A 14,922-nucleotide genomic window follows, 5' to 3' on the forward strand; every position below is an offset into this window, starting at 1 on the left:
CCACCGCCCCCGCCCGGTGCGGGTGTGCTGCCCACGGCGGCCTACACCCCGTGGATCAAGCGGGTCGGCGCCTACATCATCGACGTCATCCCGATCGTCATCCTGTCCGGTGTCGGTCAAGGGCTCGCGGTCGCCACCGGTGAGAACAACTGCACGTCGAACAGTCTGGACAACAACTACAGCGTGTACTGCACCTCGCAGCCGTCGACGCTGGGCCTGATCCTGTCCTTCGTGTTCGGGTTGGCCGGGTTCGCGTTCGCGATCTGGAATCTCGGCTACCGCCAGGGCACCACCGGCTCGAGCATCGGAAAATCGGTGCTCAAGTTCAAGGTGATCAGCGAGAAGACCGGTCAGCCAATCGGGTTCGGATTGTCGATCGTGCGCCAGCTCGCCCACTTCGTCGACGCGATCATCTGCTACATCGGCTACCTGTTCCCGCTGTGGGACGCCAAGCGGCAGACGCTCGCCGACAAAATCATGACGACGGTCTGCGTGCCGCTCTGACGTGACGAGCCGATAGGCTCGAAACCGATGAGTGAGCAACGAAGCGCCGCCGACCGGCACCGGGCGCAGGGATTCGCGACCAGGGCGATCCACGCCGGATACCGTCCCGACCCGGCCACCGGTGCGGTCAACGCGCCGATCTATGCCAGCAGCACGTTCGCCCAGGACGGGGTCGGCGGACTGCGCGGCGGCTTCGAATATGCCCGCACCGGCAACCCGACACGAGCCGCGCTGGAAGCGGTGCTGGCCGCCGTCGAAGACGGCACGTTCGGGCGAGCGTTCAGCTCCGGGATGGCGGCCACCGACTGCGCGCTGCGCGCGGTACTGCGTCCCGGTGACCACGTCGTCATCCCCGACGACGCGTATGGCGGCACCTTCCGGCTGATCGACAAGGTGTTCACCCAGTGGGGGGTGCGGCACACCCCGGTGGCGCTGTCCGATCCCGACGCGGTGCGGGCGGCGATCACCGACACCACCCGGTTGATCTGGGTCGAGACACCCACCAACCCGCTGCTGTCGATCGCCGATATCACCGCGATCGCCGAAATTGCCGCGGTCTCCGGCCAGAAGGTGCTGGTGGACAACACGTTCGCCTCGCCCGCACTGCAACAGCCGCTCAACTGCGGTGCCGACATCGTGCTGCACTCGACCACCAAGTACATCGGTGGACACTCCGACGTGGTCGGCGGCGCACTGGTCACCAACGACGAGGAACTCGACACCAAGTTCGCCTTCCTGCAGAACGGTGCCGGCGCGGTGCCCGGCCCGTTCGACGCCTACCTGACGATGCGCGGCCTCAAGACGCTCGAACTGCGGATGCAACGGCACAGCTCCAACGCCGCCAAGGTCGCCGAACTGCTGGCCGGCCACCCGGCCGTCAGCCAGGTGCTCTATCCCGGCCTGCCCGATCATCCCGGCCATGACGTCGCCGCCCGCCAGATGCGCGGATTCGGCGGCATGGTGTCGGTGCGGATGCGTGGTGGCGCAGAGGCGGCGCGCCGGTTGTGTTCGCGCACAGAGGTTTTCATCCTCGCCGAATCGCTGGGTGGGGTCGAGTCGCTGATCGAGCACCCCGGGGCGATGACGCACGCGTCGACGGCCGGATCTCAGCTCGAAGTGCCCGACGATCTGGTCCGCCTCTCGGTGGGCATCGAGGATCCGGCGGATCTGCTCGGCGATCTGGAGCAGGCCCTAAGTTAGCGCTGCCCGTACCGCCGCCGTCGTCACGGCGAGGTTGACCTCGGCCATGCTGTCGTCGTCAACCCATGTGCCGCTTGCGATTTCACTGGCCCGGTCAACGACCCACTGCCAACCGCGATCGTTGAGGCTCAACACCGCGCCCAGCCCCTGCACGGCATGCAACAGCGAGACGATGGCCGCGGTCGGGGGGGCGGGGCGGTGCCCGTCGAACAGTGCCGCCAGCAAGGCCGAGCGAGCCCGGTCCACCCGTGCCCGGCTGGCCAGCGGCCACGCGTAGGTGTTGCGGCGGAACCGATGCGCCGACAGTGCGACCTGATGCAGCTGTCCGGTGCGCAACAGCTGATCGAGCACCCGGTCCTCGGTGTGCTTGCGCAGTTTGGCGATTGCGGCGCTCGCGGTGATCGGTGCCTGCGCCAGCAGCGCCAGCGCCGGACGGATCACCGGATCCAGCGGCGGCGGACCCATCAACACGACCAGTCGGTCCGCCGGCACCGGCTCGTCCGGCAGCGCGGGACGCACCCGGCAGTCGTACGCCAAATCCAGCAGCACTGCCGCCGCGAGCAGCCGCTGCAGCCGCACGGGCTCTAAAGCGGGCTGCGCCGCGGCGTTGTCGAGCAGCAGCAGAAGAAGATCCTCGGCGATGCGCGCCACGCGCGAGCGGTGCTACGCGTGGTAGGGCTCGGCGCTGACCAGCGTGACCTTCACGGTCTTGCCACTGGGCACGTTGTACTCGCGGGTGTCGCCGACCTTGGCATTGAGCAGCGCGCCGCCCAGCGGCGAGTTGGGCGAGTAGACCTCGAGCTTGTCGTGGTCGATGCCCTCCTGGCGGGTAGCGATCAGGAACGTCTCGGTATCGGACTCGTCGCCGTCGTAGTAGACCTTGACCACCGAACCGGGCAGCGCAACGCCGGACTGCTTGGGTGCCTCGCCCACCTTGGCGGTGTTCAGCAACTCCTGCAGCTGGCGGATGCGGGCCTCTTGCTGGCCCTGCTCCTCACGTGCGGCGTGGTAGCCGCCGTTCTCGCGCAGGTCACCCTCTTCGCGGCGGTCGTTGATCTCGGCGGCGATGACCGGTCGGTTGGCGATCAACTGATCCAGCTCGGTCTTGAGCCGGTCATACGACTCCTGGGTAAGCCAGGTCACCTGGGTATCGGTCATCTCTCGCGCTCCTCAATCGTTGGTTCCGCGCTGTTCGTGTTGCAGTCTGTTGTCGCTGCCGGGAACATGCGGATCACTCCGCGTGTATTGCCATCGAAGAGCAGCGAGCAAACGCGCTAATGAAGCAATACACGGCTCCCAGCAGGAACCGTGTATGCACCCAGTCTACCACCGCGAGGTCGGCCAGTTTTCATAGATTCGCAGTTCGCTGTTAGTTGTCACAGGCTCCGCTCAGGTGGCGACGAGATAGCTCGGCACGTCGGTGCCGCAGCCGTAGATGTCGCCCACAAAGGGTCGCTTGTACGACTTCACAATGGTCGTGACCTGCACCGTTGCCGCCTGCGACGGCGGCACCAGAACCTCGCGCCGGCCGGTCTCGTCGCCGTCGTGGGAGCGGGCCCGCACGATGCAGTGCACCGGCCGAGACGGGTCTTTTCGGGTCACGCTGATCGTCACCGAGACGGTGTGATCGTCGAGCACCTCGTAGGAGGCGATCGTGCCCTCGACGTCATTGCCCTCGAAACGCTGATAGGCGATCAGCGCCAGCACCACGCCGGCGGCCAAAACCAGCACACCCAGCGCGAACGCCACCCGGCGCCGGGTCGCCGCTGGCAGTCCCTGGCGGCCGTATCGCGCCTGGGGGAGTTGCGGGGGACTGTCGGTCATCGGTATGCGGTGCGTCTTTTCGTCAGCAGAGTTCGATTACGGGTATCCACGCCCCGGATGGAACTATTGGACTATAAGGCGTGCCGCAACTGTTGCATCAGCACGTAAGGCAAACGAACAGCACACCGACTACAGGGGAGACGTGACCGAACTGCGGTTGATGGCCGTACACGCCCATCCGGACGACGAGTCCAGCAAGGGCGCGGCCACACTTGCGCGTTACGCCGCCGAAGGCCACCGGGTCCAGGTGGTGACGCTCACCGGTGGGGAGCGGGGAGACATCCTCAACCCGGCGATGGACCTGCCCGAGGTGCGTGGCCGGATCGCCGACGTGCGTCGCGACGAGATGGCCAGGGCCGCGGAGATCCTCGGCGTCGAACATCGATGGCTGGGTTTCGTCGACTCCGGGCTGCCCGAGGGCGACCCGCTGCCTCCGCTGCCCGACGGCTGCTTCGCGCTGGTGCCGCTCGAGGAACCGGTCGGCGAACTGGTGAAACTGATCCGCGAATTCCGCCCGCACGTGATGACCACCTACGACGAGAACGGCGGATATCCGCACCCCGACCACATTCGCTGCCACCAGGTGTCGGTGGCCGCCTACGAGGCCGCCGGCGACCACCGGCTCTACCCCGACGCGGGCCAGCCCTGGTCGGTGAGCAAGCTCTACTACAACCACGGCTTCCTGCGGGCCCGTCTGCAGCTGCTGCAGGACGAGTTCGCCAAGAACGGCCAGGAAGGCCCGTTCGCCAGCTGGCTGGAGAAATGGGACCCGGAGATCGACGTGTTCGCCGGCCGCGTAACCACTCGGGTGCTCTGCTCGGAGTACTTCCATCAGCGCGACGAAGCACTCAAGGCGCACGCCACCCAGATCGACCCGGACGGGTTCTTCTTCGCCACCCCCATAGAGTGGCAGCAGCGGTTGTGGCCCACCGAGGAGTTCGAGTTGGCCCGATCGCGGGTACCTGCCGAGTTGCCTGAGGACGACCTGTTCGCCGGAATCGAGATCTTCGAGTGAATGAACTGCTGACGCTGTTGGCCGATCCGCCCAAGAACACCGGGCCGGATTTCGGAAAAGCCAGCCCGCTGGGTCTGCTGGTCGTGGTGGTGCTGCTGATCGGCGTCTTCGTCCTGGTGTGGTCGATGAACCGGCACCTCAAGAAGCTTCCGGCGAGTTTCGATCAGCAGCCGGTCGATGGCGACGCCGTCGGCGCGGCGGCCGCCGACCAGACCGTCGGCGCGCCGACGACCGAGGACACCGCGGGTACCGAAGCCGCGACCAGGGAATCCCCACGTGAGTCCGGCGGCTAACGCGCTCGCCAGCGCAACCAGCCCCTACCTGCGTCAACACGCAGACAATCCTGTCCACTGGCAGCAATGGACCCCCGACGCGCTCGAGGAAGCCGCGCGCCGCGACGTGCCCATCCTGCTGTCGGTCGGGTACGCCGCCTGCCACTGGTGCCATGTGATGGCGCACGAGTCGTTCGAGTCCGAGGACGTCGCAGCGGTGGCGAACGCCAATTTCGTCTGCATCAAGGTCGACCGCGAGGAACGACCCGACCTCGACGCGGTGTACATGAACGCCACCGTGGCGATGACCGGGCAGGGCGGCTGGCCGATGACCTGCTTCTTGACTCCCGACGGGCGGCCGTTCTTCTGCGGCACCTACTACCCGAAACCGCAGTTCCTCCAATTGCTGGGTGCGGTCGCCGACACGTGGCGCACCCAGCGCGACGACGTCGAGCAGGCCTCCGACCAGGTCGCGGGGGAGCTGCGGCGGATGGCCGCCGGGCTGCCGGACGGGGGCCCGCAGATCGACGCGGCGCTGTGCGACCACGCCGTCGCCGCGATCCTGCGGGACGAGGACGTCGAGCGCGGCGGCTTCGGGCGGGCCCCCAAATTCCCGCCGTCGGCGCTGCTGGAGGCGCTGCTGCGAACCCACGAGCGCACCCGCTCGCCGATCCCGCTGGAGGCGGTGGTCCGTACCGGCACGGCGATGGCGCGCGGCGGGATCTACGACCAGCTGGCCGGCGGCTTCGCCCGTTACAGCGTGGACGCCGACTGGGTGGTGCCGCACTTCGAGAAAATGCTCTACGACAACGCCCTGCTGCTGCGGGCCTACGCGCACTGGGCCCGGCGCACCGGCGATCCGCTGGCTCGCCGGATCGCGGCGCACACCGCCGGGTTCCTGCTCGACGACCTCGCCGACGGTGACGTGTTCATCTCCGCGCTGGACGCCGATGCCGACGGCGTCGAAGGATCCACCTACGTGTGGACGCCCGGGCAGCTGCGCGATGTGCTCGGCGCCGACGACGGGCGCTGGGCCGCAGCCCTTTTCGCGGTCACCGACCTCGGCACCTTCGAACACGGAACCTCGGTGCTCCAGCTTCCCGCCGACCCCGACGACCCCGAGCGCTTCGAACGGGTCCGCACCGCACTGCTGGCCGACCGGCGCACGCGGGTGCAGCCGGCCCGCGATGACAAGATCGTCACCACGTGGAACGGGTTGGCGATCACTGCGCTCGCCGAAACCAGTGTGGCCCTTGAGGTTCCGCGGTTGTTGGACGCTGCGGTTCGGTGCGCCGCGGCGCTGCTGGATCGGCACCTCGTGGACGGCAGGCTGCGCCGCGCCAGCCTCGGCGGCGTCGTCGGCGACAGTGCGGGGATCCTCAACGACCACGCCAACCTGGCCACCGGACTGCTGACGCTCTACCAGCTCACCGCCGACGAGACGTGGTTGCGCGCCGCCACCGAGCTGCTCGACATCGCACTGCGACACTTCGCCGACCCGGACCGCCCGGGCCGGTGGTTCGACACGGCCGACGATGCCGAGCGGCTGATGGTCCGCCCCGCCGACCCGCTGGACGGCGCGACTCCGTCGGGTGCGTCCTCGATCGCCGAGGCGCTGCTGACCGCCGCCCACCTGGTCGACGCCGACCGCGCGGCCCGCTACGGGCAGGCCGCCGAGGACACCGTGGCGGCGCACTCGCCACTGCTGGCGCGCGCGCCCCGATCGGCCGGCCATTGGCTGGCGGTCGCCGAGTCCGCGGTCCGGGGGCCACTGCAGGTTGCCGTCGCCACCGCCGCCGCAGATTCTGAATTGCTCCACGCCGCAAGACAACTGGCACCGGGCGGCGCCATCGTGGTCGGCGGGGCAGTCGACTCGTCGCCGCTGCTGGCCGGCCGTGACCGGATCGGCGGCAACGACGCCGCCTACGTCTGCCGGGGCCGGATGTGTGACCTACCGGTGACGAGCGCAGGGGATCTCGCCGACGCACTCGGTGTGTCCGTGTAGCCTGCCGCACATGAGCGATGCCCTCGATCTCGAAGCCCTCGTCAAGCGCTACCTGAGCACCGTCGCCGCCGGTAAGGCGGCCGATGTCGCGGCACTGTATGCCGAGGACGCCACGCTGGAGGACCCGGTCGGTGGCGGCGAGGTCCACATCGGCCGGCAGGCGATCGAGGGCTTCTACAAGGCGGTCGAGGGAGCCGGTCTGGAAGCCGAGCTGCTGTCGTTCCGCGCCGGCGGCCACGAAGCGGCCTTCGTCTTCGCCCTCACCGTCGGCGGCGCGATGCGGATCGAGCCGATCGAGGTCATGACGTTCGACGGGGCCGGCCAGATCACGTCGATGAAGGCGTACTGGGGCCCGGAGAACGTCACCCAGCTCTAGTCCCGCCGGTCAGAAAACCGCGAACCACATCGCGATGTAGTGGCAGATCGCCGCGACCGCGGTGCAGGCGTGGAAGAACTCGTGGTGGCCGAACGTCGTCGGCCACGGGTTGGGCCACTTCAGCGCGTAGAGCACCCCGCCGATGCTGTACAGCGCCCCGCCGACGATCAGTAGCACGACCGCGGCCACTCCGGCGCCGTCCATGATCGGGCCGATGAACCACGCGGCGACCCAACCCAGCAACAGGTAGAGCGGCACCCCGACCCAGCGCGGCGCCGACGGCCAGAACATCTTCAGCAGCACCCCGGCCAGCGCGCCACCCCAGACGATGGCGAGCAACACGAGGCCGCTGCGCTCCGGCAGCGCCAGCATGGCGAACGGGGTGTAGCTGCCTGCGATGAAGATGAAGATCATCGAATGGTCGGCGCGTTTCATCCACTTGCGCGCCGTCGCCGACTTCCAGTTCACGCGGTGATAGGTGCCGCTGACCGCGAACATCGCGACGATGGTCACCGTGTAGACGAAGGTCGACAGCCCCGCCCGCAGGCCTTCCATCGCCCACGACACCGAGATGAGGGCCGCGCCCGCGATGAGCGCGACGACGGCGGCATAGACATGGATCCAGCCGCGGGCTCGTGGCTTACCGAGGAACTGAGCGGCTGCATCGACGACTGCTTCGGGGAAGTCCTCGGCATAATCGCGGGGCGAGGGCTGCTGCGCCTCGTCGGCGGTCTCGACTCCTGCCGTCATGTCACCTCCAACTCGCGCCCGGGGGTACCTGCCCGTCACAGTAGTCTGGTTTGTCGTGGAGATCATTCCGCCTCGCCTCAAAGATCCGGCCTACCGGCTCTATGAGATGCGGCTGCGCCAGGAGCTGGCGCGCTCCAAGTCCCAGCTACCGCGCCATATCGCCGTGCTGTGCGACGGCAACCGGCGTTGGGCTCGTGACGCTGGTCACGACGACGTGGCGTACGGCTATCGGATGGGCGCGGCCAAGATCGCCGAAATGCTGCGCTGGTGCGCGGAATCCGGCATCGAGATGGCCACGGTGTACCTGCTGTCCACCGAGAACCTTCAGCGCGATCCGGACGAATTGTCCTGCTTGATCGAGATCATCACCGACGTCGTCGAGGAGATCTGCGCGCCGACGAATCGGTGGAGCGTGCGGACCGTCGGTGATCTGGAACTGCTCGGCGACGAGCCGGCGCGACGGCTGCGCGAGGCCGTGGACAGCACCGCGGGCCGGCCGCCGGCGTCATTTCACGTCAACGTCGCCGTCGGTTACGGCGGGCGTCAGGAGATCGTCGACGCCGTGCGGGCACTGCTGAGCAAGGAGCTGGCCAACGGCGCCACCGCCGAGCAGCTGATCGAGGCCGTCACGATCGACGGCATCTCGGAAAACCTGTACACCTCCGGGCAGCCCGATCCCGATCTGGTGATCCGCACCTCCGGGGAGCAGCGGCTGTCCGGATTCCTGCTGTGGCAGAGCGCCTACTCGGAGATGTGGTTCACCGAGGCGCATTGGCCGGCCTTCCGGCGGGTGGACTTCCTGCGTGCGCTGCGCGCCTACAGCCGCCGCAACCGCCGATTCGGCATGTAGTTCGGGCCGGCCGCCATGCCACACTGGTGCCATGGCTGCGCTGTCGGCAGTGGTCTTCACCCTGAGCTGGTGGCTGGGCCTGTATCTGCTGGCGCGTGACCCGCGCAAGCCGGTGCTGGCCTTGGCCGCCGCCGGGCTGTGCGGATTCGCCGCCGTCGTGGCGCTGGACGCCGTGCGGCTGGTCAGCGTCGCCCACGCCGAGTTGCTCGGACAGATCGAGATCTATCTGGTCGCGGTGCCGGGAGTGGCCTGGTTCGCCGTGGTCCTCGAACTCGCCCGACCGATCGACACCTGGCGCAGCCGCGCCGCCGAACTGGGGTTGATCGGCGCCGTCGCGGCGCTGACGCTGGTGGGAGCCGCCATGGCGGGCACCGTCGAAGGACCGCTGCGGGCCGGCCACTGGGTGATGTTCGCGGCGATCTCGGTGTCCACGCTGAGCGCCATGCTGGTCGCGGTGCGCCGGCCGGCACAACCGGGCCGGGTGACCGGCGTGGTGATCGTCGCGACGCTGTTCTTCGCGTTGGGCAACGCGATCCTGGTGATCCCGCTGGGTCTGGTGCCGAGCTGGCTGGCGTTGGCCTCCACCGGTTTCGACGTGTTGCTGCTCGGCGTGGCGGTCGCCCTGTGGGACGCCTTCGACGAAGGTCAGGCCCTGCGGGCCGACATGCTGCGGTCGTTCACCGGGACGCTGGTCGTGGCGGTGCTGTTCGGCGGGCAGGCGCTGATCGGGATGACCGTCACCGGCGCCGACGGGCCCGGACGGACCGCGCTGACGGTGCTGTTGTTCACCAGCCTGGCCATTGCGACCGCCATCAACGTGCTGGCCGACCCGTTGGCCGGGCTGCTCGACCGGCTGGCGTTTTCCCGCTCGCCGCGGCTGCGCGCCGAACGCGCCGCGCTGCGCGGCGCCGAGGCTGCCCTGCCCCTGGTGGCCGCCAACCCCCTCGACGCGCTGGACGACGAGGCGTTCGCCCGGCTGACCCGTCGCGCCCTGGGCCACTACGGCGACCTGTCCAAGCTCGTCGCGAGTCCGCTGACCCAGCTGCCCGTGATCGAGCAGCGACTGGCCGCCCGCGGCGCCGCCGACCAGCCGGTGGAACGCGCCAACGAACTGCGGGCCCTGCTGGCCGACCACATCTCCCGGCTCAAACCCCGCGACGGCGGCGAGTTCGGCACCACCGAGCAGTGGCGCTACTACAACTCGCTGTACTTCCCCTACGTCGTCGGCGTGCGGGCGTACGCCCAGAACGCCACCGCCGCCGGCCTCGACCCGGTGGCGCGGCAGGCCTGGCAGTGGTTGGTCACCGAGGTGCCGCAGCGCTCGCTGCACAACTGGCAAAACGCCGCCGCCCGGTTGATCGCGGCGGACCTGCGGGCCCGGACGGCAGTCGCCCAAGCCTGACCTCGGGTCGCTGACCTGCACGTGGCAGCAGCTGGCAGTACCAGGCGTCGATCTGGCAGTGGGTTGTGCGCAGTCTGAGAGACATGACCGCCACCCTCAGCAGAAGCCACACCTTCTCTGACTCCACCGATTCACTGCTGCGCTTCGCAATGCGCGTCGACGCCACCCTGACCGGCGTGCTCGGGTTGGGCATCGCTGTCATGGCCGATCCGCTGAGCCGACTCACCGGGCTGACCGCGGTCGACGAATACCTCGTCGGTGCCGCGTTCGTGTTCTGCGGGCTCGTCGTCTACGCGCTGGCCGCCGCGCCCGACCTGCGCCGGGTCGGCATCGCCACCGCGATCTCCAACGGGCTGGGCACTGCCGCCCTGCTGGCCGTGGTCGCGACCGAGGCGCTACCGCTCACCACCTTCGGAGTAGTCAGCACGCTGGCGGCAAGTCTCTACACCGCCACGTTCGCCGTCCTGCAATACCTCGGAGTGCGCCGTCTGGCGTGACTCCCGCCCCGCCGGTGTGGGGCGCCGCCGCACGAGGTGCGGCGTGCAGCCCCGCACCGGCACGTCGACCGTCATCACCACACCAACGAAGGGAAGAATTGTCATGACCACTCTGTCCTCCACCGCGGCCACCACATCCTCGGATTCGCTGCTGCGACTGGCCATGCGCGCCGATGCGGTGCTGTCCGGCCTGTGCGGTATCGTGCTGATGGCCGCGGCCGGACCGGTGTCCCGGTTCACCGGGTTCCCCACGGCCGCCGAGTACGCGGTGGGGGCCGCATTCGTCGGCTACGCGATCGTGGTGTTCCTCGCGGCCGGGCTGCGGCGGGTCCGCACCGCCGGCATCGCCACCGTGATCGCCAACCTGGTCTTCACCGTCGCCGCCGTGGTGCTGGTGCTGACCGTCGACCTGCCGACCGCCGGTGTGGTCGTGACGCTGGCCGGCGGGGTGTACACCCTGGTGTTCGCCGACCTGCAATACCTCGGGGTACGCCGTATCAGGGCGTGACCCCCGGCCGACCCGGGTTTCCCGTTATGGGGAGCCCGGGTTCCCGTTCTGGCCGTCGGAGCCACCGGGGCCGCCCAGACCACCGAAGCCGCCCGCGCCGCCGGATGCGGTGCCGGTGCCCGCGGTCCCTGCAACACCGCCGTCTCCGCCGTTGCCGCCGTTGGCCAGAGGTTCGGTGCCATCTCCGCCGTTGCCGCCGTCGCCGGCGATCGCGTTCCCGGGGGAGTCGGTGTTCTCGTAGATGTAGGCGTTGCCACCGACTCCACCGGTCCCGCCGCTGCTCCCGCCATCGCCGCCGACACCGCCGGCTCCGCCGATGGCGTCTCCGAGGCCGAAATTCAGCGTCCCGCCGCCGGCTCCGCCCGACCCGCCGACATCGATGCCGTCGCCACCGCGTCCGCCACGTCCTGCGGTCCCGGTTGCGGTCGAGATGCTGCTGGTGGCTTGGCCGCCGTCGCCAATGCTCGCGATGAGGGCTGTGCCGCCGGTGCCGCCCGTGCCGCCGGTGGAGCCGACGCCACCGTCGCCACCGTCGCCACCCGTGGCGGCGCCGAGACCAACATTGACCGCAATGCCACCGGCACCACCGGTCCCGCCGATGCCGGTCGTGCCGCCGGCGCCGCCGTCACCTCCGTGGCCGCCGGTTGCGGCCGCCGTCGAAACGCTGTCGACGTACTCACCTGCGTCAGCACCCGCGACACTGCCGACGCCACCGGCGCCGCCGGTGCCACCGACAGCTCCACCATCACCACCGGCGCCGCCGTCACCGCCGGTCGCCGTGCCAAGCGCAAAGTTGTTGCCATCGCCTCCGATGCCGCCGTCACCACCCCAGCCGTCGTCGGCGGTGCCGTTGCCCCCGCCGCCACCATTGCCGCCGACAGCAGCGGCCGTCGAGGCGGCGTTGCCGTCGATACCGGAGAGAATTTCTGCGCCGACCCAGGCCTTGCCGCCATCGCCGCCACGGCCGCCGTTGTCGCCGTCGCCGCCGATCCCGCCGTCGCCGCCGGTTGCGGTGCCCAGGCCAAGGTTGATGGCATCGCCGCCGCTGCCGGCATTGCCCCCGGTGCTTCCGGCACCGCCGTTGCCGCCGGTGCCACCTCGGGCAGCGGCTGGTGAGTCGCTACCGGTCGCGCGGCCGGCGTCGACGTCAACCCCGGCGATGATGCCGCCACCGCCGGTGCCGCCGTCACCGCCCTGGCCGCCGGCGCCACCGTTGCCGCCGTCGCCGCCGGTCGCCGTCCCGAGGGCGAAGTTGCCTGCGGTACCGCCCCATCCGCCCGAGCCGCCGACACCGCCGGTGGCACTGCCGCCGCCGTTCCCGCCGTCGCCGCCCTGCGCGGACCCCGTCGAGTCGCTGTTGCCCAGGGCCAGCGTTTCGTTGTCCGCTCCGATGATTGCGTAGCCCCCAGAACCACCCCAGCCGGCCGAGTCACCGCTGCCGCCGTTTCCGCCGTTGCCGCCGATCGCATCGCCGAGGCCGAGGTTGGTGGCGTTGCCGCCGTAGCCGCCGGCGCCGCCTGCGGTGATTCCGTTTCCGCCGTTTCCGCCGTTTCCTCCGGTCGCGGCGCCAAGTGAATCGCTTGGGGTGAGGGCGCCGCCGGCGTCGAGGCCGGCGACGACGGCGTTGCCGCCGGTTCCGCCGGTTCCGCCGTATTCGCCTGTGCCGCCCCTGCCGCCGTTTCCGCCGGTCGCCGCGCCGAGCGCGTAGTTGTTGCCGGCGCCGCCGGCTCCTCCGGAACCGCCCCAGCCACCAAAGCTGCTGCCTTCGCCGCCGTTGCCGCCGTTTCCGCCGACCGCGGTCGCAGTGGAGGCAGTGTTTCCGACGAAGCCGACCGTGCGGTCGCCGCCGACCGAGGCGTAGCCGCCCGCCCCGCCTGCCCCGCCGATTTCGCCGGTGCCGCCGTCGCCCCCGTCGCCGCCGGTCGCGGTTCCGAGACCGAGGTTGTCGACGAAGCCGCCGTCGCCGCCGTCGCCGCCGTAGATGGTGCCGTCGCCACCGTTGCCGCCCCGACCACCTGTCGCGGCGCCCGGTGAGTCGCTGCCGATGGGGGCGTTGGTCTCGAGGTCGATGCCGGTCACGATCGCGGTGCCGCCGGTGCCCCCGCGGCCGCCGTAGCCGCCGGATCCGCCGGATCCGCCTTCGCCGCCGGTCGCGGCTCCGAGAGCCAGATTGACTGCCTGGCCGCCGTAGCCACCGCTGCCACCGCTCCCACCGCTGGTGCTGTTACCGCCGTCGCCGCCGGTACCGCCGAGAGCGGCTCCCGTCGAGTCGCCGTTGCCGAGCTCAAACGTCTGAAGATCCATCCCGACAACGGCGCCGCCGCCCCAGCCGCCCGCGCCACCGGTGTTGCCGTCGCCGCCGTCTCCGCCGCGCCCGCCGGTCGCATTGCCGAGACCGGTGTTGGTGGCGTTGCCGCCAGTGCCACCCTCTCCGCCGTATTCGATTGCGGTCCCACCGTTTCCACCCGCACCGCCAACGGCCGAGCCGGTGCCGTTGCTCTGCGCATTGCCGCCGTAGCCGCCCAGGCCGCCGAAATACCCGTCGCCGCCGTTGCCGCCGTGCCCGCCGGTTGCAGTGGCCGCGGAGTCGGGGTTGTCGATGTAGGCGTCACCGCCCCAACCGCCACTGCCGCCGCTGCCGTCGGGCGAATCGGTTCCGTCGGCCCCGTTACCTCCGGTGGCGTTCCCGAGCCCGTAGTTGTATGCCCAGCCGCCGCCACCGCCGATGCTGGCGTATCCGCCGGCTCCGCCCGCGCCACCGGCCCCGCCGATCGCATTCGCTGTCGACTCGGGGTTGTTGACATAGGCGTTCCCGCCGTAGCCACCGGTTCCGCCGTAGTTGTCAGAGTCGCCGCCGCGACCGCCGGTAGCGCCGACGGCGGTGACGGTCGAGTCGGGATTGTCGATGACGGAGTCGCCGCCGTTGCCGCCGTAGCCACCCTGATAGCTGCCGAATCCACCGGCGCCGCCAACGGTGGGGGTGCCGGTCCCGAGACCGGTGACGTACGTGGAGCCGCCATTTCCGCCGTTACCGCCGTAGAGGTCGCCGTCCCCGCCGTCGCCGGCGGTGCCGCCGGTCGCGTTCGCCGTGGAGGTGGGGTTGAGGATGTAGCCGTCGCCGCCCCAGCCGCCGTCCCCGCCGACGGGGGAGCCGCTGACTCCGTCGGCCCCATTGCCGCCGGTGGCGGTGCCGAGGCCGGCGTTGTAGGCGTTGCCGCCCGTGCCGCCGGCACCACCCGCGGTGGCGCCGCTTCCGCCTTGACCACCGTCGGCGCCGACGACGTCGACGGTCGAGTTCGGGTTGTCGACGTACTCGATGCCACCGAAACCACCCGAGCCGCCGACGCCGGTGGTGCCGGTGCCGCCGTTACCGCCGACGGTGGCACTGACCGTGCCGGTGCCAGACGTGTAGGCGGTGCCGCCGAAACCACCGTTGCCGCCGTCGCCGCCGTCGCCGCCGTCACCCGCGGCCCCGCCGACCGCGCTCGCCGTCGAATCGGAATTGAAGATGTTGCCGATGCCGCCGGCACCGCCGTCGCCGCCCCAGCCCTCATCAGCGCCGTTGCCGCCGTCGCCGGCGTCGCCGCCGGTGACGGAGCCCAGCCCGTAGGTCGTGGACCAGCCGCCGTCGCCGCCGTTGCCGCCGACGTAGCCGTCACCTCCGTTGCCGCCGTTGCCGCCGGTCAGGCTGACGTCGTCGAGGTCGGTGACCGCATTGC

General features: G+C 70.2%; 14 protein-coding genes and 1 pseudogene. 10 read left to right on the forward strand and 5 right to left on the reverse strand.

All coding sequences use genetic code 11. From position 1 onward, the window contains the following. Nucleotides 1-504, forward strand: a 504-nt coding sequence (locus tag MSZK_RS29865) for an RDD family protein (RefSeq protein ID WP_233211596.1), incomplete at its 5' end; no start/stop codon positions are given. 27 nt (nt 505-531) lie between these two features. Continuing rightward, nucleotides 532-1,704 carry a cystathionine gamma-synthase gene (locus MSZK_RS29870; RefSeq protein ID WP_099252143.1) on the forward strand — a complete coding sequence of 391 codons (1,173 nt, stop codon included), beginning with the start codon at nt 532-534 and terminating at the stop codon, nt 1,702-1,704. Here the strand turns inward: MSZK_RS29870 and MSZK_RS29875 are convergent. The 3 genes from MSZK_RS29875 to MSZK_RS29885 form a co-directional block, all read right to left on the reverse strand. Next, on the reverse strand, nt 1,696-2,355 hold the full coding sequence (locus MSZK_RS29875) for a GPP34 family phosphoprotein (RefSeq protein WP_099252144.1): 660 nt from the start codon (nt 2,353-2,355) through the stop codon (nt 1,696-1,698). The two genes, MSZK_RS29870 and MSZK_RS29875, sit on opposite strands and share 9 nt — an antisense overlap. 12 nt (nt 2,356-2,367) lie before the next feature. Next, on the reverse strand, nt 2,368-2,862 hold the full coding sequence (greA, locus tag MSZK_RS29880; RefSeq protein WP_099252145.1) for a transcription elongation factor GreA: 495 nt from the start codon (nt 2,860-2,862) through the stop codon (nt 2,368-2,370). A 231-nt stretch (nt 2,863-3,093) separates the two neighbouring features. Beyond that, the gene (locus MSZK_RS29885; RefSeq protein ID WP_099252146.1) at nt 3,094-3,528 is read right to left on the reverse strand and encodes a DUF4307 domain-containing protein; all 435 of its coding nucleotides are present in this window, start codon (nt 3,526-3,528) and stop codon (nt 3,094-3,096) included. A 142-nt stretch (nt 3,529-3,670) separates the two neighbouring features. Here MSZK_RS29885 and mca point away from each other — a divergent pair, with 142 nt between their 5' ends. The 4 genes from mca to MSZK_RS29905 are packed head-to-tail and all read left to right on the forward strand — an operon-like array spanning nt 3,671 to nt 7,196. Then, the gene (gene mca / locus MSZK_RS29890; RefSeq protein ID WP_099252147.1) at nt 3,671-4,543 is read left to right on the forward strand and encodes a mycothiol conjugate amidase Mca; all 873 of its coding nucleotides are present in this window, start codon (nt 3,671-3,673) and stop codon (nt 4,541-4,543) included. Next, entirely contained in the window at nt 4,540-4,836 is a 297-nt protein-coding gene (locus MSZK_RS32195; protein WP_142390032.1) for a hypothetical protein, read from the forward strand. The genes mca and MSZK_RS32195 overlap by 4 nt, the downstream gene beginning before the upstream one ends. Further along, complete coding sequence (locus tag MSZK_RS29900) at nt 4,820-6,820, forward strand: thioredoxin domain-containing protein (RefSeq protein ID WP_233211597.1); 2,001 nt, start codon at nt 4,820-4,822, stop codon at nt 6,818-6,820. The genes MSZK_RS32195 and MSZK_RS29900 overlap by 17 nt, the downstream gene beginning before the upstream one ends. A gap of 10 nt (nt 6,821-6,830) precedes the next feature. Next, nucleotides 6,831-7,196, forward strand: coding sequence for a nuclear transport factor 2 family protein (locus MSZK_RS29905; RefSeq protein WP_099252149.1), 366 nt, complete (start codon nt 6,831-6,833; stop codon nt 7,194-7,196). A 9-nt stretch (nt 7,197-7,205) separates the two neighbouring features. Here MSZK_RS29905 and MSZK_RS29910 read toward each other — a convergent pair whose 3' ends face one another. Continuing rightward, nucleotides 7,206-7,946 (reverse strand): hemolysin III family protein, encoded by a 741-nt coding sequence (locus MSZK_RS29910; protein WP_099252150.1) that lies wholly within the window; start codon nt 7,944-7,946, stop codon nt 7,206-7,208. Nucleotides 7,947-8,001: 55 nt separating this feature from the next. On the opposite strand from MSZK_RS29910, the gene MSZK_RS29915 reads away from it, so the two are divergent. From MSZK_RS29915 to MSZK_RS29930, 4 genes are all read left to right on the forward strand, one after another. Next, complete coding sequence (locus MSZK_RS29915; protein WP_099252151.1) at nt 8,002-8,796, forward strand: (2Z,6E)-farnesyl diphosphate synthase; 795 nt, start codon at nt 8,002-8,004, stop codon at nt 8,794-8,796. A 31-nt stretch (nt 8,797-8,827) separates the two neighbouring features. Beyond that, a complete protein-coding gene (locus MSZK_RS29920) occupies nt 8,828-10,198 on the forward strand; it encodes a hypothetical protein (RefSeq protein WP_099252152.1) in 1,371 nt (456 codons plus the stop codon). 83 nt (nt 10,199-10,281) lie between these two features. After that, nucleotides 10,282-10,695, forward strand: a complete 414-nt coding sequence (locus MSZK_RS29925; RefSeq protein ID WP_099252153.1) for a hypothetical protein — start codon at nt 10,282-10,284, stop codon at nt 10,693-10,695. 103 nt (nt 10,696-10,798) lie between these two features. Next, nucleotides 10,799-11,203, forward strand: coding sequence for a hypothetical protein (locus MSZK_RS29930; protein WP_099252154.1), 405 nt, complete (start codon nt 10,799-10,801; stop codon nt 11,201-11,203). 24 nt (nt 11,204-11,227) lie between these two features. Here the strand turns inward: MSZK_RS29930 and MSZK_RS33470 are convergent. After that, nucleotides 11,228-14,922 (reverse strand): annotated as a pseudogene (locus MSZK_RS33470) (PE family protein); the annotation flags it as partial.

Source organism: Mycobacterium sp. shizuoka-1, assembly GCF_002723835.1.
Classification (GTDB): domain Bacteria; phylum Actinomycetota; class Actinomycetes; order Mycobacteriales; family Mycobacteriaceae; genus Mycobacterium.